This is a genomic window from Buttiauxella sp. B2 (assembly GCF_006376615.1).
Lineage (GTDB): Bacteria > Pseudomonadota > Gammaproteobacteria > Enterobacterales > Enterobacteriaceae > Buttiauxella.
This window is the reverse complement of the sequence record NZ_VEXQ01000015.1, coordinates 1-24,999: the sequence shown is the minus strand read 5'-3', so window position 1 is coordinate 24,999 and position 24,999 is coordinate 1. Positions and strand designations below refer to the sequence as shown.

At 49.9% G+C, this 24,999-nt stretch carries 16 protein-coding genes; 9 read left to right on the top strand and 7 right to left on the bottom strand.

Features of this window, described 5'->3' with window-relative positions; all coding sequences use genetic code 11:
- Positions 1–206: 206 nt before the first annotated feature.
- Entirely contained in the window at positions 207–3,539 is a 3,333-nt protein-coding gene (locus FH968_RS16105) for a diguanylate cyclase (protein WP_139881343.1), read from the top strand.
- 76 nt (positions 3,540–3,615) lie between these two features.
- Here FH968_RS16105 and FH968_RS16100 read toward each other — a convergent pair whose 3' ends face one another.
- The 5 genes from FH968_RS16100 to alkA form a co-directional block, all read right to left on the bottom strand.
- Complete coding sequence (locus FH968_RS16100; RefSeq protein ID WP_370451518.1) at positions 3,616–5,382, bottom strand: polysaccharide biosynthesis protein; 1,767 nt, start codon at positions 5,380–5,382, stop codon at positions 3,616–3,618.
- A 143-nt stretch (positions 5,383–5,525) separates the two neighbouring features.
- Positions 5,526–6,104, bottom strand: coding sequence for a sugar O-acyltransferase (locus tag FH968_RS16095; protein ID WP_139881339.1), 579 nt, complete (start codon positions 6,102–6,104; stop codon positions 5,526–5,528).
- Between the two features lie 6 nt (positions 6,105–6,110).
- Positions 6,111–7,139, bottom strand: a complete 1,029-nt coding sequence (locus FH968_RS16090) for a glycosyltransferase family 4 protein (RefSeq protein ID WP_139881337.1) — start codon at positions 7,137–7,139, stop codon at positions 6,111–6,113.
- Complete coding sequence (locus FH968_RS16085) at positions 7,139–8,080, bottom strand: NAD-dependent epimerase/dehydratase family protein (protein ID WP_139881335.1); 942 nt, start codon at positions 8,078–8,080, stop codon at positions 7,139–7,141. Before FH968_RS16085 ends, FH968_RS16090 begins: the two co-directional genes overlap by 1 nt.
- 164 nt (positions 8,081–8,244) lie before the next feature.
- Positions 8,245–9,090, bottom strand: a complete 846-nt coding sequence (alkA, locus tag FH968_RS16080; RefSeq protein WP_139881333.1) for a DNA-3-methyladenine glycosylase 2 — start codon at positions 9,088–9,090, stop codon at positions 8,245–8,247.
- A gap of 192 nt (positions 9,091–9,282) precedes the next feature.
- Here alkA and yegD point away from each other — a divergent pair, with 192 nt between their 5' ends.
- The 8 genes from yegD to yegQ all read left to right on the top strand — a co-directional run bounded on the left by yegD (position 9,283) and on the right by yegQ (position 23,373).
- Positions 9,283–10,641 carry a molecular chaperone gene (gene yegD, locus FH968_RS16075; RefSeq protein ID WP_139881331.1) on the top strand — a complete coding sequence of 453 codons (1,359 nt, stop codon included), beginning with the start codon at positions 9,283–9,285 and terminating at the stop codon, positions 10,639–10,641.
- 171 nt (positions 10,642–10,812) lie between these two features.
- On the top strand, positions 10,813–12,063 hold the full coding sequence (locus tag FH968_RS16070) for an MdtA/MuxA family multidrug efflux RND transporter periplasmic adaptor subunit (protein WP_139881329.1): 1,251 nt from the start codon (positions 10,813–10,815) through the stop codon (positions 12,061–12,063).
- Positions 12,063–15,188, top strand: a complete 3,126-nt coding sequence (locus FH968_RS16065) for an MdtB/MuxB family multidrug efflux RND transporter permease subunit (RefSeq protein WP_139881327.1) — start codon at positions 12,063–12,065, stop codon at positions 15,186–15,188. Before FH968_RS16070 ends, FH968_RS16065 begins: the two co-directional genes overlap by 1 nt.
- Positions 15,185–18,265 (top strand): multidrug efflux RND transporter permease subunit MdtC, encoded by a 3,081-nt coding sequence (mdtC, locus tag FH968_RS16060; RefSeq protein WP_139881325.1) that lies wholly within the window; start codon positions 15,185–15,187, stop codon positions 18,263–18,265. The genes FH968_RS16065 and mdtC overlap by 4 nt, the downstream gene beginning before the upstream one ends.
- Positions 18,266–18,364: 99 nt before the next feature.
- Positions 18,365–19,780 (top strand): MFS transporter, encoded by a 1,416-nt coding sequence (locus tag FH968_RS16055; RefSeq protein ID WP_139881323.1) that lies wholly within the window; start codon positions 18,365–18,367, stop codon positions 19,778–19,780.
- Positions 19,777–21,171, top strand: coding sequence for a two-component system sensor histidine kinase BaeS (gene baeS / locus FH968_RS16050; protein ID WP_139881320.1), 1,395 nt, complete (start codon positions 19,777–19,779; stop codon positions 21,169–21,171). Before FH968_RS16055 ends, baeS begins: the two co-directional genes overlap by 4 nt.
- Positions 21,168–21,890 (top strand): two-component system response regulator BaeR, encoded by a 723-nt coding sequence (gene baeR, locus FH968_RS16045; RefSeq protein WP_139881318.1) that lies wholly within the window; start codon positions 21,168–21,170, stop codon positions 21,888–21,890. Before baeS ends, baeR begins: the two co-directional genes overlap by 4 nt.
- A 121-nt stretch (positions 21,891–22,011) precedes the next feature.
- Positions 22,012–23,373 carry a tRNA 5-hydroxyuridine modification protein YegQ gene (yegQ, locus tag FH968_RS16040; protein ID WP_139881316.1) on the top strand — a complete coding sequence of 454 codons (1,362 nt, stop codon included), beginning with the start codon at positions 22,012–22,014 and terminating at the stop codon, positions 23,371–23,373.
- A 265-nt stretch (positions 23,374–23,638) separates the two neighbouring features.
- Here yegQ and FH968_RS16035 read toward each other — a convergent pair whose 3' ends face one another.
- Together FH968_RS16035 and FH968_RS16030 are read right to left on the bottom strand one after the other, a co-directional pair.
- Complete coding sequence (locus FH968_RS16035) at positions 23,639–23,860, bottom strand: DNA-binding transcriptional regulator (protein WP_034496804.1); 222 nt, start codon at positions 23,858–23,860, stop codon at positions 23,639–23,641.
- An 86-nt stretch (positions 23,861–23,946) separates the two neighbouring features.
- Positions 23,947–24,999 (bottom strand): phage late control D family protein (locus tag FH968_RS16030; protein ID WP_139881314.1); only part of this gene is annotated, 1,053 nt, incomplete at its 5' end.

The window sequence follows — 24,999 nt, the reverse complement described above, 5'->3', positions numbered from 1 at the left end:
GAAGGGATAACCACTCAAATAAAAAGGCTATTCTTAAGCAGTGAAAATAAGTATGTCAAATATCACTTTTTATTACTCCTTAATGTTAAATTATGACCAGACTACATAGGAATTGTAAATTGTTTGTACTAGCATAAACCGAAACTTATCTTTTTATTTGCATCCGGGCATGGCACCTGGCGGCACGCCTTAACGGATTTGTGGTAATGATCAAACAAAGCGCAAAAGAGTTAATCGCATTACCTCCCTTCGTATTGCCCGTGGGATTAGGGTTTTTAAGCTTTATTTTTACTTATTACTCACTGGAATTATCTCTGGTTGGTACCGTTTTAGCGCCGTTATGGTTCCCAACCTCCGTCATTATGGTGGCATTGTTCCGCAATCCTTTGCGCCAATGGCCGATGGTAATTGTGGTTTGCGCACTGGGAAGCTTGAGTGCTTCCATGATTTTACAGCCCCTAAATGACATTAATCTCGGCTATACGGCAATCAATATAATTGAGGCGCTAGTGGGCGCATCATTAATGCGCCGTATGTTGCCACAGCACAACCCATTGCAAAACCTAAACAATTGGGTGCAACTGGTTATTTGTAGCGCGATAATTCCGCCCGTAATTGGTGGGGTGCTGGCCGTATGGTTAGACGATTCTGGTATTGGGAGTTTCGTAAAAACCTTTTTCGTCTGGATTTTGTCTGAAACTATTGCTGCTCTGGCCTTTGTTCCGACAGCATTATTGTTTAAGCCCAACTATTTATTACGCCATAAAAATCCGAAACTATTGATTGAAACAATATTCACTTTTGTCATTACTCTGTCATTGAGTTACCTGGCACTGCGTTATATGCCATGGCCGTTTACTTTTATTATTGTTTTTCTGATGTGGAGCGCTATTCGGCTGCCTCGTCTGGAAGCCTTCATTGTTTTCCTCGGCACCTTGATGATTGTCTCATTAATGATGGCAACTCACGCCACAACCATTCAGCAGCCTCACACCACCATAATGGAAAATGCCCCCTGGTTGCCTTTCTTGATGATTTTATTACCCGCCAACGTGATGACGATGGTGATGTATTCGTTTCGTGAAGAACGTAAACACATCACGGAAAGTGAAGCGCGTTTTCGTAACGCAATGGAATATTCTGCCATCGGCATGGCGCTGGTATCAACCGATGGTCAATGGTTGCAAGTCAACAAATCGCTTAGCAAATTTTTGGGTTATACGGCAGAGCAACTACGCTCGCTGACCTTCCAGCAAATCACTCATCCGGAAGATTTACACGCTGACTTACAACAGCTCAATATGCTAGTAAGCGGTAGTATCAATAGCTATTCGATGGAGAAGCGCTACTACACCAGCAAAGGGGATGTGGTGTGGGCATTGCTGGCCGTTTCCATCGTGCGCGACATCGACGGTTCACCACTCTATTTAATCGCCCAAATCGAAGATATTAACGACCTTAAGCACACCGAGTGGGTTAATAAACGCCTGATGGAACGCATCACGCTTGCCAACGAAGCGGGTGGAATTGGGATATGGGAATGGGACCTGGGCACTGATGTGATCAGTTGGGATAAACGTATGTTTGATCTCTATGAAGTCCCGGCGCATGTAAAACCCACCTACTCCCTGTGGCTTGAATGTATTGTTCCTGAAGATGCGCCATCGGCTGAGAAAACAGTCCATGAGGCCTTGAAGGCTCGCGTGCCGTTCAAAATGGAATATCGCATCCATGTCAAAGATGGGGTTCGCCACATTCGCTCACTGGCAAATCGAGTGTTGAACAAAAATGGTGATGTCGAGCGTCTGCTGGGCATCAACATGGACATGACGGAAGTCAAACAGCTGAACGAAGCGTTGTATCAGGAAAAAGAACGCCTGCACATCACGCTGGACTCGATTGGCGAAGCGGTGATTTGTACCGATGTTGATATGAATATCACCTTTATGAACCCTATCGCCGAGAAGCTCAGCGGCTGGCCTCAGCAGCAAGCAATAGGCCAGCATATTCTGACTATTTTGCACATCACGTTCGGTGATAATGGGCCGGTGATGGAGAATATTCACAGCGGTGATTATTCGCGCACCACCATCGAGCACGACGTGGTTCTGCATTGCCGTAACGGTGGCAGTTACGATATCCATTACAGCATTACACCGTTAACCACACTTGATGGGCAAAGCATCGGTTCGGTGCTGGTTATTCAGGATGTGACCGAGTCTCGCAAAATGCTCAAACAGCTGAGCTATAGCGCCTCGCACGACGGGCTTACACACCTGGCAAACCGTGCCAGTTTCGAAAGCCACCTTAAACGCTTGCTGCAAAGCGCCGGAGAAAATCGTCAACGCCACGCTCTGGTGTTCATCGATCTTGACCGCTTTAAAGCAGTCAACGACACAGCTGGCCACGCAGCTGGGGATGCGCTGTTACGAGAACTTTCGTCCTTAATGCTCAGCATGTTACGCACCGGCGACTTCCTGGCTCGTCTGGGTGGTGATGAATTTGGTCTGCTACTTCCGGACTGCTCCGCGGACAATGCGCGTCATATTTCTGAGCGTATCATTCAAAGCATCAATGATTATCACTTTACCTGGAATGGCCGTTTACATCGTATCGGCGCCAGCGCTGGGATAACCCAAATTGACGCCGATAACAGACTCGCGTCTGAAGTGCTTTCTCAGGCGGATATCGCCTGTTATGCCTCGAAAAATAGCGGTCGTGGCCGGGTATCAGTGTTTGAGTCTTCTCAGCATGATATTCGCAAAGACAGTCAGGAGATGTCTCTGGAAGAGCAAAAACGCATCATCAATGAGAATCCAATTTTGATGGTGGCAAGAGGTGTTGCCCCACCGCGAGTTCCTGAATCAACCAGTTTCTACCTGGTATCGTTACGTTTCTGGGGAAGCGACGATGTGGTTATTGATGAGTCAAAATTCCGTGCGGCAGTAACCGACAAAGAGCTGCAATGTGCACTCGATCTGCGGATATTTAATGAATTCTTCAGCAAATTTTCCCAACAAGTCGCAAACAAGGGCTTTGGCATAGCACTCGCCCTTTCCACCCACAGCCTCGCCACTGACAGAGTTATAGACGAGTTGCTGGAGCGTTTGTCCCGCAGTGCTCTGCCAGAACGCTTGTTACACTTGATGGTGCATTGCGAAGCGCTGCAAAGTGAAGATGAGAAGATCGGCAGAAACCTGCAAAGATTGCACGACAGCGGTTGTCAGCTAATCCTAAGCAATGTCAGCCGCGATCTGGATATCTTTAAACGCGTTTCACGCCAATGTTTCAGCTACATCATCGTGGATGAAGAGCTGATTCAGAACGTGCATTGCAACCTGATGGACGAAATGATGGTGACCATCATTCACGGCCACGCACAGCGCCAGTCGCTGCAAACTATCGCCGGCCCGGCAGACTTGCCAATGGTGATGGATACCCTTTCAGGTTTAGGTATCGACCTGATTTTTGGCGAAGCCGTAACGCAACCAGCACCGTTAGAGATGCTGCTTAATACCAGCTATTTTGCTATTAACTAAGCGCTATTATTTAAAATATAAAAGCCGGTATGGATTTTCCATACCGGCTTTTTTATTACTTATAGTTTCGTAATAGTTACTTTGCTTGCTTCCATATTACATCGCAGATTTCATCTGTCGGTTTGAAACCTGTAGGCGCTTTCAGCAATAACTCTCTGATACGTTTTTGATCAAAATGACTACAGGCTATATTTAATTCTTCAATGTAATCATTGAGTTCCTCCCACGGGAGCATAACTTCATTAGCAGTTAAAATTCGTGGATGCTGCGTAACAGAGACATTTTCACCGATCAATAACTCTTCAAAAAGCTTTTCACCAGGACGTAAGCCTGTGGTTTTAATCTCAATGTCACCATCAGGATGATGTTCATCCCGTACCGTTAAACCACTTAATGTCACCATCCGATGTGCCAGATCGATAATTTTAACTGGTTCGCCCATATCTAATACGAAGACATCACCACCGTTACCCATCGCACCTGCTTGTATAACTAACTGAGCTGCTTCAGGGATAGTCATAAAATAACGAATGATATCCGGGTGTGTCAGTGTTATCGGGCCTCCAGTGTCAATTTGCTTTTCAAACAAAGGTACAACCGAGCCTGATGAACCTAATACATTCCCAAAACGCACCATACTAAAACACGTGGATGAGCCTTGTGCAGATAAAGCTTGCAGAACCAGTTCAGCCATACGTTTAGTCGCCCCCATGGTATTTGTTGGGCGTACGGCCTTATCTGTTGAAATTAATACAAAATTATCAACCTGGCAGTTAATTGCAGCTTTCGCGCAAGATAATGTGCCAAACACGTTGTTACGCACACCATCGGCGACATTATATTCAACCAAAGGAACATGTTTATAAGCCGCAGCATGATAAATAGTTTCAACATGGAAACTTTTTAAAACTCGTTCAACATGTTCCTGATCCTGAACATTGCCAAGTACTGGGTACAGAGCAATATCAAGTGAATGTGTAGAAAGGTAGGTCGAAAGCTCTCGCTCGATGGCATATAGCGAAAACTCGGACATCTCATAGAGGACCAATACTTTTGGACTATTTTGTAAAATCTGCCGACAAAGTTCTGACCCAATTGAACCACCTGCACCAGTGACCATGACAACTTTTGCTGTGATGTTTCGGGCAATAAGCTCAGGCACAGGGGCAACTGGATCTCGTCCAAGCAAATCGGTAATCGACACTTTCCGCAAACTGTCGATTCTGGCTTTTCCCTCAACCAGATCTACCATGCCCGGTATAGACAACACTTCGCAGGGTAATCCTTCAAGCATCTGAATAACCGCATTTTTACGCGAACGGCTGGCACTTGGCATAGCAAGAAGGATTTTCTTCACTTCATATTTTTCAACTAGCCAAGCCAGTTTTTCTGGAGGATAAACGGTCACCCCATGCATGACACTGCCCTGCAATCGAGGATTATCATCCACAAAAGCTACTGGGAAATATTCCGCAGCCTGGCTCAGTGCAGGTAATAGTTGGCGTCCAGAGGCACCCGCACCATAAATAATAATTTTGGTACCCAGTTTCAAACTGCGGTTGATTACCATCCTTAATGCAAGACGGGAACCCGCAATCATGAGTAGACCGAATGAGAAATAGATGAACGGAATGGTACGAGGCAGATAAATATTGGTGTAAAACGCGGCAATTATAAGAAGAACGGCTGAAGCAACCATCCCAATTGCAACTGCCACCAATATTTTAGCCGTGATATAGCGAATAACCGCGCGATACAGGCCCAGCTTGATGAAGAAGAGTAACGTAACACCGACAATCGAAAAAATGAGGCCCCAATGTGGCCAACTGGTCAGTGGGGTCATCGAGTCAATGCGCACCCAAAATGCGAACCAGAAAGCACAAAGTAAAAGGACGGTATCAATAGCTAGCGTGATAAGTCTTTTCAAAGGTCTTGGCAATGACAGCAAATACGTAAGCATAGTTTTAACCAATTATCTTCTGAGTATCATACTCGTGATTTCAATACTGACCCTGGCGCAAAGACAGCGTAGGGCTCAGCAACTGCGCCAAAGCCAGCACATGAACCGGCCTGAATGAACACACTTCTACCTATTTGGCTACTTCCAGCCAATTGCACTCCAACACCTAAATGCGCAAAGTCATCCACGAATCCATCGTGATCAATCGTTGAGTTGCAATTAACGATTACGTTATCTCCGACTCGAGTGTTGGGTCCTATGACAACACCTGCAAACACAACTGTACCTCTGCCAATTTGTGCTGAAGGGCTGATAAAAGCGGTAGGATGAACTAACGTAGCAAGGTTCATGCTTTGTGCAAGCACTTCGGCTTGTAACTTCTCCCTGACACTATTATTACCAACACCGATAATGATATGGCTAAATGCATATTTATGCTCAGCGAGATGTTCCATCCGTCCTATGATGTTTGATACCTGTTCGGCCTCGGTTTGCCATGAATCATCAAGGAAATCTACTTGCGAATACTCCCCTGTTAGCGCTGCAACTTCAGCGATACAACGCCCATGCCCGCCTGCACCGAGAATTAGTAAATTTTTTTTCACTTGTCACTAAACCTTATCCTTAACCCCTGCACCACTGCGATATGCAGCAATAAGTAATGGTAACCACGCAATAATCACACCAACAACGCCAGTAACTTTTCCAGAGGAGATCAGTAGCGCAATAGGGAACAACCACACGACGTTAATGATAAAAGCACCTATTGTTACCGGTTTGTGTGAACCATATTTGCGAGCAAGAATTTGATAGGTATGACTAGCATGTGCTTCATAAACTTTCTTCCCAGCAATCAATCTACGAAGCAATGTCGTCGTTGCATCAACAATAAACACACCTAATAGGCATATTTCAGCAAGAAATAGTTTGCTATCGAGTAATGACACATGCAGGACTATTAAACCGATAGTAATACCCAGGAATCCGCTACCAGCATCACCCATAAAAATTTTTGCTTTCGGGAAGTTCCAAAAAATAAACCCAAGTGCTGCACAACCTAACAGAGATAAAATTGCAACCTGGCTGGTTTCCATGGCATTCGGTACTGAAAATGCAATAACTACACTTGAGGCAAATGCAAAGAAAATGGTTTCCATACTGGCCAACCCATTAATACCATCCATAAAATTATAGAGATTCAACATCCATGCAAGGTAAACCAATCCGAAAATCATTCCCACCAAACCTGCGGAAAATTGATAACCAAAAAGATCAATCGCTGGGAACTGCCCTAAGAAAAATAACCCCGCAGCCGCAGCAAGGAAATGCATTAATAAACGCCAGCGCGCCGCGATGTGTCCATGATCGTCAAGAAACCCCACAACTGCAGTAACAAATCCGGCAATAAACAAAGACAACATTTGCGCCAATGTCACAGCACCTATAATCTTTAGCACAATGACGCCAATCAAAAAGGCTACAACAATAGCAACGCCTCCGCCACGTGGGGTCGGAACTGAATGTGAGCTTCTCTGATTAGGGATATCTATCACATTGTTTTTTAGTGCATAAATTCGAATACACCAGGTAAACACAAATGAGAAAATAAAAATGGCTACGGCTATACTCATTACCTGCATTATTTTGCACCCTTATAATACGCTGCGGTTTGTTTCATACTTTCATATATATTTACTGGCGGCACCCAGTTAAGAAGGTTAGATGCTTTGCTAGCATCAATATCTAGCGAGCCAAAGAGTTGCTCATAAATATTTTCTTTTTTGATGACTTTTAATCCAACTTTCAAAACAGATGACGGGAACCAAACGACTCGGGCCGGTTTATTCATCCCTTCAGCAAATGAACGAATAATCTCTTCCGTTGTAGGTTTATCCACATCTGCAAGTAAGAAAAGCTCATTTTTTGAAAGCGGGTTATCGATACAAGCAATGATAAAACTCACAACATTGTTGAGTGAAACCATTCCTCTTTTATTTTTAATCCCTTTAAACGGCAAAGGAATTCCACTTTCAACAAGTTTGAGCAAGCGACGGATATTACCTGGCGCATTTTCACCACAAATTAATGCCGGACGAATTATCGTGATAGCCATAGAGGTATTGCGGAACTCATTACATAAGGCTAATTCAGCCTCTAATTTGGACACAGCATAATCTGAGGTGGGTTTTGGAGTTGACGTTTCTGTAAAAGCCACATTCGTCGTGGTATTGCCATTAACCCCTATCGAGCTGATAAAGATAAAGTGTTTAACCCCTGCAGCCTGCGCATCACGCGCTAATTTTAGGGTTGCATCCCGGTTGACTCGACGAAACTCAGCCAACTTATCATCTGCCTGGTCGTTCATCATGTGCGCTCGACCAGCAGTGTGAACAACCACATCACACCCAACTAATGCTATAGACCAATCTGTCTGTTCAGAGATGTCACCAATGTTAACAAGGTCCGACTCTGCCGGGATTGAACGCCGGGAGGTACCGACTGCATCATATTGTTTAGTTATAAGCTCTTTAAGTAACTGACTTCCGACAAACCCAGTTGCCCCTGTCACCAGAATTTTCACTGCTTACCCTTCTTCGTTTGAGGACTTCAAATACCATCAATGAATAAAATCAACACAACCGATGTACGACTATTAATTGGAATAATAGCCGAAGATTTTCGTACTTACCGAAGGGAGTTACAAGTTCAATCATGACTTTTTAGTCATAACTGCACCATTTCGGCTTAATCCTTAATCAACAGACCATCGCTGTACCATATATGCAATAACGCATAGGATCGCCATGGTTTCCAGCGCTCAGCGTAACGGCGAATTTGCGCAGGTGTCATGCCCGGAAAACGTTGTTTAATCAGATAATCATCAGGCAAGAAGACGTCGCTTGCCTGCCAGCCACGTAAAGCAATGTAGTTTGCTGTCCAGCGGCCAATTCCCGGATAAGTCGTCAGCGTCTTCACACCTTGTTCAACATCTGTGGGGCAGTCGAGTGGAAACTCGCCCTGCTCCATCAAACGCGCCAGATGAATAATCGCTTCACCACGCTTTAATGACATACCCAACAACTTCAGCTCCTCAGGGCTTAACGATGCCAGGCGTTCAGGCGTTGGGAAAACAACATACTCAGGATTTCCTGCAAGCCTTTCACCATAGGCCTGAGCCAGTTTACTGGTCAGTTTTGCCGCCATCGCGACACTTACCAGTTGCCCTAAGATGGCGCGGACGGATTGCTCAAACGTGTCCATACAGCCTGGCAAACGTAAACCTGGACGCGCCGTCGACAAATCGCCGAGGCTTTCGAGAATAGCCTGCGGCTGGCAATCGAGATCCAGCAGTTGCTTTATTCTTTGTAAAACGTCATTGGCGACGGGCTGTAAACCCGCACTCAGCGTCACTTTAAGCTGGCAGGCAGCGTCATCGGGCTCGAGGGTTAATAATCCCTGACATTGCCCCAATGCAAAACTGCGGCAATAACGCGTCTCGGTAACAACTTCAATGCCCGCGACCGCACGCCCGGCTAGAAAACCAAACATCCATTTCCAGTCATAAGGCGGATTGTAGTCCAGTTGATACATTCTTTAGTCCTGTCGTTAACTGTCGCCATAGCATATGCCCGTTAGCATTCGAGTTGCGACCAACCCTTTTGCCGCTTGAAGGACGACGAGTATAGATGTACACCGTGAATCCCGCCTTGCTTTGATATTCAGTTGCCCGATGCTCTACATTCCGCTAAAGTCGCCCCCCTTCTTCACCGGCATGGGGATGTTATGCAATTTATAGGCTTTGATTATGGTACTGCAAACTGCTCTGTAGCAGTGATGCGCGATGGCGTTCCGCAGGCGCTGGAGATGGAAAATGGCTCGACATTACTTCCGTCAATGTTGTGCGCACCAACGCGTGAAGCAGTCAGTGAATGGTTGTATCGCCATCACGAAGTTCCAGCAACCGGTACTGAAACCCAGGCGTTGCTACGCCGTGCGGTATCCTTTAACCGCGAAGAAGATATCGACGTATTACCTGGCAGCGTGCAATTTGGGCTGAATTCCCTGCGCCAGTATATGGAAGAACCAGACGAGGTTTACTTCGTAAAATCGCCTAAATCCTTCCTTGGTGCCAACGGCTTGAAGCCCCAACAAGTGGCGCTGTTCGAAGATTTAGTCTGTGCCATGATGCTGCACATCCGTAACCAGGCACAAAGCCAGGTTGCCGAACCTATTACTCAGGCCGTGATTGGCCGCCCAATAAATTTCCAGGGTTTAGGGGGAGATGAGGCCAACCAACAGGCGCAAGGCATTCTCGACCGCGCAGCTCATCGTGCCGGCTTTAAAGATGTTGTGTTTCAGTTTGAGCCAGTAGCCGCGGGCCTGGATTTTGAAGCCACGCTAACTGAAGAAAAGCAGGTGCTGGTCGTCGATATTGGCGGTGGTACTACGGACTGTTCCGTGTTGCTAATGGGGCCGCAATGGCGCGCCCGCCGCGACCGCGAACAGAGCCTGCTTGGCCACAGTGGTTGTCGCGTTGGTGGTAACGACCTCGATATTATGCTGGCCTTTAAACAGCTTTCGCCATTACTGGGAATGGGTGGCCAAACTGAAAAAGGTATCGCTCTGCCGGTATTGCCCTGGTGGAATGCGGTCGCGATAAATGACGTTCCCGCGCAAAACGATTTTTACAGCAGTGCCAATGGCCGCATGCTCAAAGAGCTGGTCCGTGACTCGCGTGACCCTGAAAAAGTGGCTTACCTACAAAAAGTCTGGCGTCAGCGACTCAGCTATCGTCTGGTGCGCGCCGCAGAAGAAAGCAAAATTGCGCTGTCAGACAGCAAACAAGTCGCCACGTTACTGCCGTTTATCAGCAAAGAGCTGGGCTGTGAAATTACCCAGCCAGAACTGGAAAGCGCTATCAGCCAACCGCTGCAGCGTATTCTGGAGCAAGTGACACTGGCGTTGGAAAACAGTGCCGTGAAGCCTGATGTGATTTATCTCACCGGGGGAAGTGCGCGCTCGCCGTTACTTAAACAGGCGCTAGCACAGCAGTTACCTGGCATTCCATTGGCCGGAGGCGATGATTTCGGCTCCGTTACCGCAGGTCTTGCGCGCTGGGCTGACGTGGTGTTCCGGGACTAAACACAACGCCGTGGGGAAACTCACGGCGTTTTAAATTTTAAACGGCCCAAAACTAACCGCTATCGGACTTATCCATACAGTACTTCATATTTCCTCCATCTTTCCGCCCCCCTCACTCACTACACTAGTATTATTAAGCCTAATCGTTTCAGGAAGAGAAGACGTACAACTATGAAAGGCACATTCACTGCACGTTGGTTATGGATTGCAGCAGCAGTCGTTGCCGTTATTGCCGCCATTTTCTATTGGCACAATATGAGTACCAGTAACGACACTACGGGTAAACAATCTGCGCAACAACGCCCTGCTGGCGGCCGCAACGGAATGCGCGGTGGTGCGTTAGCACCCGTTCAAGCAGCAGTAGCCACCAGTGAATCCGTTCCTCGTTATTTAACAGGCCTTGGCACCATTACTGCGGCGAATACCGTTACGGTGCGTAGCCGGGTAGATGGTCAGTTGCTGGCGATTCACTTCCAGGAAGGGCAGCAAGTTAAAGCCGGTGATTTATTGGCAGAAATTGACCCAAGCCAATTCAAAATCGCGCTAGCCCAGGCTCAAGGGCAACTGGCAAAAGACCAGGCGACGCTTGCAAATGCGCGCCGCGACCTGGCACGTTTCCAGCAACTGGTTAAAACCAATCTGATTTCTCGCCAGGAATTAGACGCACAACAAGCATTGGTTAACGAATCTGTCGGTACGATAAAAGCGGATGAAGCCGCCGTTGCCAGCGCGCAATTGCAACTCGACTGGAGCCGCATTGCTGCACCAATTGATGGCCGCGTGGGTTTAAAACAGGTAGATGTCGGTAACCAGATTTCCAGTAGCGATACCACGGGTATCGTAGTTCTGACGCAAACACATCCTATTGATCTCATCTTTACCCTGCCAGAAGGTGATATTTCCACCGTGGTTAAGGCGCAAAAAGCTGGCGCTAAGTTAAGCGTTGAAGCCTGGGATCGTACCAATAAGCAGAAACTCAGCAGCGGTACATTACTGAGCCTTGATAACCAGATTGATGCCACAACCGGTACCATCAAACTCAAAGCTCGCTTTAGTAATGAAGACGACGCGCTGTTCCCTAACCAGTTCGTCAATGCTCGAATGCTGGTCGATACCCAGCAAAATGCGGTAGTCATCCCAACGGCTGCCTTACAAATGGGCAACGAAGGTAACTTTGTTTGGGTGCTGAACAGCGAAGATAAAGTCAGTAAACATCTGGTGACGACCGGTATTCAGGATAGCCAGAAAGTTGTGATTACCGCAGGTCTGTCTGCCGGCGATCGTGTAGTCACTGATGGTATTGACCGCCTGACGGAAGGCGCAAAAGTTGAAGTAATCGAAGCACAAGCCGCCACCGCAACCCCGGCGGCAGGCAAAGCAGATGCGCCTGCAAAACACAAACGTAACGGAGAGACTTCCTGATGCAGGTGCTACCACCCAGCGCCACAGGAGGCCCATCTCGCCTGTTTATCCTGCGGCCAGTCGCCACCACGCTTCTGATGGTGGCTATTTTACTTGCCGGGATTATCGGCTATCGCTTCCTGCCCGTTTCCGCACTTCCCGAAGTGGATTACCCGACTATCCAGGTCGTCACACTTTATCCGGGTGCCAGCCCGGATGTAGTAACCTCCGCAATTACCGCACCGCTTGAGCGACAGTTTGGCCAAATGTCCGGCCTCAAACAAATGTCTTCGCAAAGTGCCGGGGGGGCGTCGGTCATTACGCTGCAATTCCAGCTAACATTGCCGTTGGATGTCGCCGAGCAGGAAGTTCAGGCAGCAATTAATGCCGCCACCAACCTGCTCCCAAGCGATTTACCCAATCCGCCGATTTATAGCAAAGTGAATCCAGCAGATCCGCCGATTATGACGCTCGCCGTCACCTCTTCCGCCATGCCAATGACGCAAGTTGAAGACATGGTAGAGACGCGTGTCGCGCAGAAAATTTCCCAGGTTTCCGGTGTTGGTCTGGTCACGCTTTCTGGTGGCCAACGCCCTGCTGTGCGCGTGAAACTCAATGCCCCAGCCATTGCCTCTCTCGGGTTAACGAGCGAAACCGTGCGCACGGCTATTACCAGCGCCAACGTAAACTCGGCAAAAGGTAGCCTGGATGGCCCGGAGCGCGCCGTTACGCTTTCCGCGAACGACCAAATGCAATCTGCCGAAGAATATCGCAATCTGATCATTGCTTATCAGAACAGTGCACCGATTCGCCTGGGTGATGTGGCAACCGTTGAACAAGGGGCAGAAAACACCTGGCTTGGAGCCTGGGCGAACAAGCAGCCAGCCATTGTGATGAATGTGCAACGCCAGCCAGGTGCCAACATCATCGACACTGCCGACAGCATCCGTGCGATGTTGCCCGCATTAACCAAAAGTTTGCCAAAGTCGGTCGAGGTTAAATTACTCAGCGACCGCACTACCAATATTCGAGCCTCGGTCACCGATACGCAGTACGAACTCATGCTCGCCATCGCGCTGGTAGTGATGATTATTTATCTGTTCTTGCGCAATGTCCCCGCAACCATTATTCCGGCCGTTGCCGTACCGCTGTCGTTGATTGGTACCTTTGCCGTCATGGTGTTTCTGGACTTCTCGATAAACAACCTGACGCTAATGGCGCTAACCATCGCCACCGGTTTTGTCGTCGATGATGCTATCGTGGTTATCGAGAACATCTCACGCTATATCGAAAAAGGTGAAAAGCCGCTGGCTGCATCGCTAAAAGGCGCAGGTGAGATTGGCTTTACCATTATTTCACTGACTTTCTCGCTGATTGCGGTTCTGATTCCGCTGCTGTTTATGGGCGATATTGTGGGCCGATTGTTCCGCGAATTTGCGGTTACGCTGGCGATTGCCATTTTGATTTCTGCGGTGGTGTCGCTTACGCTGACGCCAATGATGTGCGCCCGCATGTTAAGCCACGAATCGCTGCGTAAACAGAATCGTTTTTCACGTGCCAGCGAACGCTTTTTCGACCGCGTAATCGCCGGTTATGGCCACATGTTAAGCCGCGTACTCAACCATCCGTGGCTCACGCTAAGTGTGGCTTTTGGTACCCTGGCACTCACCATCGTGCTGTGGATTTTCATCCCAAAGGGCTTCTTCCCTATTCAGGATAACGGCATTATTCAGGGCACCTTACAAGCGCCGCAGTCGGTCTCTTTTGCCAGCATGGCGCAACGCCAGCAGCAGGTCGCCAACGTAATAATGAAAGATCCAGCGGTTGAGAGCCTGACGTCGTTTATTGGCGTTGACGGTACCAACCCTTCGCTGAACAGCGCACGCTTGCAAATCAACCTCAAACCACTGAGCGACCGTGATGACCGCATTCCGGTTGTGATTGAACGCTTGCAAAGCGATGTTGCGAAAGTACCGGGCGTTGATCTTTACTTGCAACCGATACAAGACTTAACCATCGATACCACAGTGAGTCGCACGCAATATCAGTTCAGCTTGCAAGCCACCTCACTCGACGAGCTCAGCACCTGGGTTCCACAATTGACCGAAAAACTGCGAGCATTGCCACAATTGTCTGATGTCAGCAGCGACTGGCAGGATCGGGGGTTGGTGGCGTATGTCAATGTCGACAGAGCGAGCGCCAGCCGCCTTGGTATCTCAATGTCGGACGTCGATAACGCGTTGTATAACGCATTTGGTCAGCGCCTGATTTCCACTATTTATACGCAAGCCAACCAATATCGCGTGGTGCTTGAACACGACACAAACGCCACACCGGGTCTGAGTGCACTGGATAATATTCGTCTTGCCAGTACGGACGGTGGCAGCGTGCCGTTAAGCGTAATTGCTAAAATTGAGCAGCGCTTTGCTCCGCTGACGGTCAACCATCTCGACCAGTTCCCATCGACGACGTTCTCGTTTAACGTGACCCAAGATCATTCATTAGGTGAAGCGGTGAAGGCCATTACGGCGGCTGAAAAAGAACTCGCCATGCCTGCGGATATCACCACTCAATTCCAGGGCAGCACCCTCGCCTTCCAGGCTGCATTAGGTAACACGATTTGGCTTATCGTGGCGTCGGTGGTGGCGATGTATATCGTGCTCGGTGTGCTTTATGAGAGCTTTATTCACCCGATTACCATTCTTTCTACATTGCCGACGGCAGGCGTTGGCGCGTTATTAGCGCTGATGCTGGCGGGCGCCCAACTGGATGTGATTGCGATAATCGGCATCATCTTGCTTATCGGTATCGTGAAGAAAAACGCCATCATGATGATCGACTTCGCCCTGGCGGCTGAACGTGAACAAGGGATGAAACCGTACGACGCGATTTATCAGGCCTGTTTGCTTCGTTTCCGCCCGATTCTGATGACCACGCTTGCCGCGCTGCTGGGTGCGCTCCCACTGATGCTCTCCACAGGGGTTGGCGCGGAACTACGCCGCCCGCTGGGAATCGGTATGGTTGGAGGGTTGTTGGTGAGCCAGGTATTAACGCTGTTTACCACACCAGTTATCTATCTGCTATTTGATAATTTGTCGCACACGGTGCGCCGCCGTTTTGGGCGTCGTGATGAGGAAGTGCTGTGAAATTCTTTGCACTGTTCATCTATCGGCCTGTCGCCACAATTCTGCTGACAGCCGCCATCACACTGTGTGGCGTGCTGGGATTTCGTTTGCTGCCAGTTGCGCCGCTGCCGCAGGTAGATTTCCCGGTCATTATGATCAGTGCCTCTCTGCCCGGTGCATCACCTGAAACAATGGCTTCATCAGTGGCAACACCGCTAGAACGAGCGCTTGGGCGTATTTCGGGCGTGAGTGAAATGACCTCATCGAGCTCGCTTGGCAGCACACGCATCATTTTAGAATTCAACTTTGACCGTGATATCAACGGTGCCGCGCGTGATGTGCAGGCCGCCATCAACGCCGCTCAAAGTCTGTTGCCAAGCGGAATGCCAAGCCGCCCAACATACCGCAAAGCTAACCCGTCAGATGCGCCTATCATGATTCTGACGCTGACTTCCGACACGCTCTCGCAAGGCCAACTGTATGACTTCGCCTCTACGCAACTGGCGCAGACCGTATCGCAAATTGATGGCGTCGGTGATGTGGATGTCGGCGGGAGTTCTCTTCCGGCGGTGCGCGTCGATTTGAATCCGCAAGCCTTGTTTAATCAGGGTGTTTCTCTGGATGCGGTACGCACAGCTATCGACAATGCCAACGTGCGCCGCCCACAAGGTGCAGTTGAAGACGGCAATCAACGCTGGCAGTTGCAAACCAACGACGAGCTGAAAACCGCAGCGGATTATCAGCCACTGATCATTCATTACAACAGTGGTGGCGCAGTGCATCTGCGTGATGTTGCAAACGTCATCGATTCCGTGCAGGACGTGCGTAACGCCGGAATGGCCAACGCAAAACCGGCCATTTTGCTGATGATCCGCAAATCTCAGGAAGCGAACATTATCGAAACGGTTGACCGTATTCGGGCGAAAATCCCTGAACTGCGTGAAACCATTCCGGCATCGATTGATTTGCAAATTGCGCAAGATCGCTCGCCAACAATTCGCGCATCTCTTGCCGAAGTCGAGCAATCGCTGATTATCTCCATTGCACTGGTCATCCTGGTAGTGTTCCTGTTTCTGCGATCCGGGCGCGCAACACTTATCCCCGCAGTGGCGGTTCCGGTGTCCCTCATCGGCACTTTCATCGCCATGTATCTGTGCGGTTTTAGCCTTAATAACTTGTCATTAATGGCGCTGACTATTGCCACCGGCTTTGTGGTGGATGACGCGATTGTGGTACTGGAAAATATTTCCCGTCATCTCGAAGCAGGTGTCAAACCTTTGCAGGCAGCACTTCAGGGCGTGCGCGAAGTTGGCTTTACCGTTCTATCGATGAGCTTGTCGCTGGTCGCCGTTTTCTTACCCTTGCTCTTAATGGGCGGTTTACCAGGGCGCTTATTTAAAGAATTTGCCGTCACGCTGTCGGTCGCTATCGGTATTTCACTGCTGGTGTCGATTACACTCACGCCGATGATGTGCGGTTGGTTGTTAAAGAACCAACCGCAGCGTACGCCGACTCGCAATCGCGGATTTGGCCGCCTTTTGGTTTCTATGCAACAAGGTTACGGGCGCTCGCTGAAATGGGTGCTCAACCATACCAAACTGGTGGGCGTGGTATTACTGGCAACTATTGCGCTCAATATCTGGCTGTATATCGCCATTCCAAAAACCTTCTTCCCGGAACAAGACACCGGACGTTTGATGGGCAACATTCAGGCCGACCAAAGCATTTCGTTTCAGGCGATGCGCGGTAAATTGCAGGACTTCATGAAAATCATCCGTGAAGATCCGGCGGTCGAAAACGTGACTGGGTTTACCGGCGGTTCGCGGGTAAACAGCGGCATGATGTTTATCTCGTTGAAACCATTATCCGAGCGTAAAGAATCCGCACAGCAGGTGATTGACCGTCTACGTAAGGCATTGGCAAAAGAGCCTGGTGCCAGCCTGTTCTTGATGGCAGTTCAGGATATTCGTGTCGGCGGACGCCAGGCCAATGCCAGTTATCAGTACACGCTGCTATCAGATAATTTGGCTGATTTACGCACCTGGGAGCCGAAGATCCGCCAGGCGCTTGCTAAGCTACCGCAGCTCGCGGACGTGAACTCCGACAGCCAGGACAACGGCGCGGAGATGGATCTGGTGTATGACCGTGAAACCATGGCGCGGCTTGGGATAAGCGTTCAGGATGCCAACAACCTGCTCAATAACGCCTTTGGTCAGCGACAAATTTCTACTATCTATCAGCCCCTGAACCAGTACAAAGTGGTAATGGAAGTCGACCCGCGTTACACACAAGACATCAGCGCGTTGGATCAAATGTTTGTTATCAATAAAGAAGGCAAAGCAATTCCGCTTTCTTATTTTGCCAAATGGAGACCGGCTAACGCACCGCTTGCGGTCAATCACCAGGGGTTATCAGCGGCATCCACGGTTTCCTTTAACCTGCCGACCGGCGTGTCCTTATCGCAAGCGAGCGATGCTATCGATCGCACCATGACAGCACTCGGCGTGCCGTCAACGGTGCGCGGCATGTATGCCGGAACCGCGCAGGTATTCCAGGACACCATGAAATCGCAGGTGCTATTAATCATTGCCGCGATTGCCACTGTCTACATCGTGCTGGGGATTTTGTATGAGAGCTACGTCCACCCGCTGACTATCCTCTCAACATTGCCCTCCGCAGGCGTCGGTGCATTGTTAGCGCTGGAATTATTCGGCGCTCCGTTTAGCCTGATTGCACTCATCGGCATCATGCTATTAATTGGCATTGTGAAAAAAAACGCCATCATGATGGTGGACTTTGCCATCGATGCGCAGCGTAACGGCAATTTGCCGCCAGAAGAGGCGATTTTCAAGGCCTGCCTGCTACGTTTCCGCCCGATAATGATGACCACGCTGGCAGCATTGTTTGGCGCATTGCCATTGGTACTCACCAGCGGTGATGGAGCGGAACTGCGTCAACCGCTCGGGATTACCATCGTTGGCGGTCTGGTAGTGAGCCAGTTATTGACGCTTTACACCACGCCGGTGGTTTATCTGTTCTTTGATCGCTTACGCCTGCGATTCCAAAAAACTAAGAAACAAAGTGCACTTCAAAACTAACTGGCGGGTGCGCGCGGCTTATTCGCCCTACGAAAATACACTTGTAGGGGGGATAAACGCAGAGCAATCCACCAATGGCTTTAATATGAAGGATATTAAATGACTGAACTGCCCGCAGCCGTCCGCTGGCAACTCTGGATAGTCGCTTTCGGCTTCTTTATGCAGTCGCTGGATACCACTATCGTCAACACCGCCCTACCCTCCATGGCTGCAAGTCTTGGGGAAAGCCCACTGCACATGCATTCGGTTATCGTTTCGTATGTGCTGACGGTAGCGGTGATGTTACCCGCCAGCGGCTGGCTTGCTGACCGCGTGGGCGTGCGTAATATCTTTTTCACCGCTATCGTGCTTTTCACTATTGGCTCGTTGTTATGTGCCCATGCTGCAACGCTTAACGAACTGGTGATGGCGCGGGTGGTACAAGGAATTGGCGGTGCCATGATGGTGCCCGTCGGGCGTTTGACGGTGATGAAAATCGTGCCGCGTGAGCAGTATATGGCAGCAATGACCTTCGTCACATTGCCCGGTCAAATTGGCCCATTACTTGGCCCTGCGCTGGGTGGCGTGTTGGTTGAGTATGCCTCCTGGCACTGGATTTTCTTGATTAACCTGCCTGTCGGCATTATTGGTGCTGTTGCCACACTTTGGTTGATGCCGAATTACACCATGCAAACGCGAAAATTCGACATGATGGGTTTTGTGCTGCTGGCATTTGGTATGGCGGCGTTGACAATTGCGCTGGATGGCGCAAAAGGTTTAGGCGTCAGTCCATCAACCGTATGGCTGTTGGTTGGCGGAGGTGGGCTGGCGATAGGACTGTATCTGTGGCATGCCCGCGCTAATGACAGCGCCTTGTTTAATCTAAATTTATTTAAGACTCAAACCTTTTCCCTTGGGCTGCTGGGCAGTTTTTGCGGGCGAATCGGTAGCGGCATGATCCCTTTTATGACGCCCGTATTCCTGCAAATCGGCCTCGGTTTTTCACCGTTCCACGCAGGCTTGATGATGATTCCGATGGTGCTGGGCAGTATGGGGATGAAACGCATTGTGGTGCAGGTGGTTAACCGCTTTGGCTACCGCAATGTGTTGGTCGCCACTACGTTGGGTTTATCGTTGGTTATCTTGCTGTTTATGGGGTCCGCGCTGCTGGGTTGGTATTATCTGCTGCCGGTGGTGCTTTTCCTGCTCGGCATGGTGAACTCCACCCGCTTCTCCTCGATGAACACACTAACGCTGAAAGATTTGCCGGACGATCTCGCCAGCAGCGGCAACAGTATGTTGTCAATGGTGATGCAACTATCGATGAGTATCGGCGTCACCATCGCCGGGTTACTGTTGGGAATGTACGGCCATCATCAACTGACAGCCGACAGCGCTGCGGTGCACAGCGTCTTTATGTACACCTGGTTCAGCATGGCGGTGGTGATTGCTCTACCCGCGCTGATTTTTGCTCGCGTCCCGAAAGACACCACCAAAAATGTCGTGATTGCACGGCGTAACAGGAGGAGCTCATGAAGCTCTGGCGGCCAGGTATTACCGGCAAACTATTCCTCGCGATTTTCTCTACCTGTTTGCTGGTGTTAGCAATCATGCATTGGGGTGTGCGGCTTAGTTTCGAACATGGTTTTATCGATTACATCAAACGCGGCAACGAGCAACGCCTGGAGCTATTAAGCGATGCACTTGGCGAACAGTATGCGCAACACGGCAACTGGCAGTTTTTGCGTAACAACGACCGTTTTATGTTTCAGATCCTGCGCTCATTCGAGCATGGCGATGATGAAAATCGCAACCTGCCACCACACGGTTGGCGCACGCAATTCTGGGTTATCGATCAGGATTATAAAGTACTGGTTGGCCCACGCAGCCCGGTTCCAACAGACGGAACGCGCCGTGCCATTAATGTGAATGGCCGTGATGCCGGTTGGGTAGTCGCCTCACCTGTCGAGCGCCTGACGCGCAACACCGACATCAATTTCGATCGCCAACAGCGGCGCACCAGCTGGTTTATTGTCGCCCTTGCCACACTGCTCGCGGCGGCGGCTACCTTCTTGCTCGCACGCGGTTTACTGGCACCGGTTAAACGGTTAGTCGAAGGCACGCATAAACTCGCGGCCGGCGATTTCTCCACCCGCGTGGATTCCACAGGCCAGGATGAACTGGGCAAACTGGCGCAGGATTTTAACCAGCTAGCCAGCACGCTTGAGAAAAACCACAATATGCGCCGCGCTTATATGGCAGATATTTCCCATGAATTGCGCACCCCGCTGGCCATTTTACGTGGCGAACTGGAAGCTATTCAGGATGGCGTGCGCAAATTCACCCCCGAATCCGTCGCCTCACTGCAAATGGAAGTGGCAACGCTAACCAAATTGGTTGATGACCTGCACCAGTTGTCGATGTCCGATGAAGGTGCGTTGGCCTATCAGAAGCAATCTCTGGATATCATTAACCTGCTCGAAATTGCGGCGGGTGCATTCCGCGAACGATTCAACTCACGCGGTTTGAGTATCCGCCTGGCTCTGCCCGATAGCGTGAACGTTTTCGGTGATGGCGACCGGTTAATGCAACTATTCAACAATCTGATGGAAAACAGCCTGCGTTATACCGATGCAGGCGGCCAGTTAGTTATCTCCGGCGAAATTGTGAATCAGCGTTTTGTGATGCACTTTGCCGATAGCGCACCGGGTGTGAATGACGAGCAATTAACTATGCTGTTTGAGCGTTTTTACCGTACCGAAGGCTCACGCAACCGCGCAAGTGGCGGCTCCGGCCTCGGTCTGTCCATTTGCCAGAACATTGTTGCCGCCCATAATGGCAAGCTTGATGCCTCGCATTCGCCTTTCGGCGGGGTAAGCATTACAGTAGAGTTACCGCTGGAGCCAGAATCGTTGAGACCTGTATGACCGAATTACCTATTGACGAAAATACACCGCGTATCTTAATTGTTGAAGACGAGCCTAAGCTCGGACAGCTATTAATTGATTACTTACGTGCTGCGGGCTATGCGCCGGAATTAATTACCCATGGCGACAAAGTGCTGCCTTTTGTGCGCCAGACACCGCCGGATTTGATCCTGCTCGATTTGATGTTGCCAGGTACAGACGGCCTGACACTGTGCCGTGAGATTCGCCGTTTCTCTGAAATTCCGATAGTCATGGTGACCGCCAAAATTGAAGAGATCGACCGTTTATTAGGACTAGAAATAGGTGCCGATGACTACATCTGCAAACCTTACAGCCCGCGTGAAGTGGTGGCGCGCGTCAAAACTATTTTGCGTCGCTGCAAACGCCAGCGTGAACCAATTCCCGCTGACGAAATCAGCCCGCTTATCATCGACGAAGGGCGTTTTCAGGCAAGCTGGCGGGAAAAACTGCTGGATTTAACCCCAGCTGAGTTTCGTTTGCTAAAAACCCTCTCCCACGAACCGGGTAAAGTGTTCTCACGCGAACAACTGTTGAACCATCTTTATGATGATTACCGCGTGGTTACCGACCGCACAATCGACAGCCACATTAAAAACCTGCGCCGCAAACTTGAATCGCTGGATGAAGAACAATCGTTTATTCGTGCAGTGTATGGTGTTGGTTATCGCTGGGAAGCTGACGCCTGCCGTATTGCTTGAGGGTAGTTTCTGGAAGTAATAAGCGCTACAATTCCCACCCTAAAATTGTGGCTAAGCCGCATATCTGAAAACCGCTTTACCCGGTGAGGCGGTTCTGACCTGACATCAGAACGAGAAAATCATGTTTAAACCAGAACTCCTGTCGCCAGCCGGAACGCTGAAGAATATGCGTTACGCTTTCGCTTATGGCGCCGATGCAGTCTACGCAGGCCAACCGCGTTACAGCCTGCGTGTGCGCAATAACGAATTCAACCACGAAAACTTACAGCTCGGCATCAATGAAGCCCATGAGCTGGGCAAAAAATTCTACGTGGTAGTGAATATTGCCCCGCACAACGCCAAACTGAAAACCTTTATCCGTGACCTGAAACCGGTGATTGATATGGGTCCGGATGCGCTGATCATGTCCGATCCCGGGCTTATCATGATGGTTCGTGAAGCTTTTCCGGAAATGGATGTGCACCTTTCTGTGCAAGCGAACGCCGTAAACTGGGCGACCGTGAAGTTCTGGAAACAAATGGGTCTGACTCGCGTCATTCTTTCCCGCGAACTCTCTCTTGAAGATATTGCGGAAGTGCGTGAGCAAGTACCTGATATGGAACTGGAAATCTTCGTTCACGGCGCATTGTGCATGGCCTATTCTGGCCGCTGTCTTCTTTCTGGCTACATCAACAAACGCGACCCAAACCAGGGTACTTGCACTAACGCCTGCCGTTGGGAATACAAAGTTGAAGAAGGCAAAGAGGATGATGTCGGAAACATTGTGCATCTTCATGAGCCCATTCCATTGCAAAACATTGAGCCAACGCTGGGTGCAGGTGCGCCAACTGACCAGGTATTTATGCTGGAAGAAGCCAAACGCCCGGGCGAATACATGACGGCGTTTGAAGACGAGCACGGCACTTACATCATGAATTCCAAAGACCTGCGTGCCATTGAACACGTAGAACGTCTGACCAAAATGGGTGTGCACTCGCTCAAAATAGAAGGCCGTACCAAGTCCTATTACTACTGTGCCCGTACCGCTCAGGTTTACCGTCGCGCGATTGACGATGCTGCCGCAGGCAAACCGTTCGACCCAACGCTTCTGACCACACTCGAAGGCCTGGCGCACCGTGGTTATACCGAAGGTTTCTTGCGTCGCCACAATCACGATTCTTATCAGAATTACGACTACGGCCACTCTGTTTCTGAAACCCAGCAGTTTGTCGGTGAGTTTACCGGCGAGCGACGCGGTGATTTAGTGGCAGTGAAAGTGAAAAATAAATTCCTGCTGGGTGACAGCCTGGAATTAATGACACCACAAGGTAACGTCACCTTCACCCTTGAAGTTCTGGAAAATGCTAAGGCGCAGGCGATTGAAGTCGCACCGGGCGATGGCCACACCGTATGGATGCCTGTACCGCAAGATGTGTCGCTAGATTTTGCGCTACTGATGCGCAATTTAGCGGGTCAGACCTCACGTGATCCACACGCTAACTAGTTAATTTAGGTTATTTTTTACTCGAGAAGAATTCTTAGAAATCGATCACATACCGCTTCGCTGTATGCGGTTATTATCGCTGGGCTGAAAAACATAACCCATAAATGCTAGCTGTACCAGGAACCACCTCCTTGGCCTGTGCAATCTCCCTTGCGCAGGCCTTCTTTTTTGGTGATAACCAAATGAAATAAAAGGATTTATTTCAATCAATGTCCACACATTGACCACATCGATAAAAAAGGCACCCCGCTTGAGGTGCCTTTTTTTACATCCAATGGATTTGTTGCTGACCGCCTGGCATCGGATGAGGCAGCACCGGCGTTCTTTCGCCTGGCTTAACAATGTAATGTTTCACTGTCTCCAGTGTCACAAAAGTCGCGCTGCAATTCACATTCTGGCACTGGTGATAACGCTCTTTTGTTTCGGTGGAATGATAGCGGCTGGTACGGGCGTGGGCGGCGGTCTGACACAATGGGCAATGGAACATTTCAACACCTCGACTGGCTTCGTTTGATGTTGTTATTTTACGCATTAAATCATTTATTAACAATGAGTTATAACCATAAAACTGCATTAGTTACTCTCCTGATACTCCACATCATTAAGCCTCACCTCAAGCTCTAACGACGTCGTGAAGCCGTTATTACTGAGTGAGTGCATCACCTTAGTGATCGTCCACGCCTGCTCGTCTATGACGCGCTTAAAGCCTGAGACCGCGACCGGTGTTTCCGGGTAGAGATCTGCGCGTCCCATCGCCAGGCTGATGGAAAACTCCGCCACCCCGCGTTGTAACTTGTCCCATTTGGCCTGTGCCGCACGCATCGCCTGCGCTTTGCTGGCGTAAATGGTGGTCAGCGCAAACACATTATCGTCCTCGCCGACCATGTATTCCCCCTCGCGCGCTTCCTTTTCCTTTGGTGCCGCTTTGGCTTTTGCCGGCTGCGCTTTCGGGTGCTGGAGTGCGCGCAGGCTCTGCGGTTTCGCCTTACGTTTGAGTTTGACCTGCTGCTTTTGTTCTTTCGGCTCTCTGGTGTGCAGCCATTTAACGGTCACGCCGGTGTAAGCCCCACGGTCGGCAATCGCAAACTGGTGACGGTCGCCGTCGCGGCGCTCGAGGGTCATCTGCGGAATGACTCTGCCGCTGGCCGTAACTCCGCTTCCGGCTTTCAGGAACAGCAGTTTCCCGGCCTTGACCGACACTTCCGCCCCGTTGCGCTCGGCCAGCCGGGTGAGGAATTTCGCATCCGACTCCTGCGACTGGTCAATATGTGGGACAGCAATCGCGGCAAACAGCGGCGCAACGCTGGCCGTCAGTTTGTTACGGCTGGCGATGGTGTTGAGTACCGCGCCCAGCGTGGTGTCGTGATACGACGCTTCACGGCGTGAGTTGAGCGTGCCGCGAAAATCTGCACTTCTTGCGCGGATGGTCAGCGTATCCGGTGCGCCCCGGTGCTCAATTTCATCCACCGTGAATTGCCCTTTGCCCAGTAATGCCGAGCCCTGCCAGCCGAGAAACAACGACAGCACCGCACCACGCGTCGGCAGCTCAATCAGGCCGTCAGTGTCGTCGAGTTCGATATCAAGCTGGTCAGCTTCAAAACCCCGGTTATCCGACAGACTGAGGCT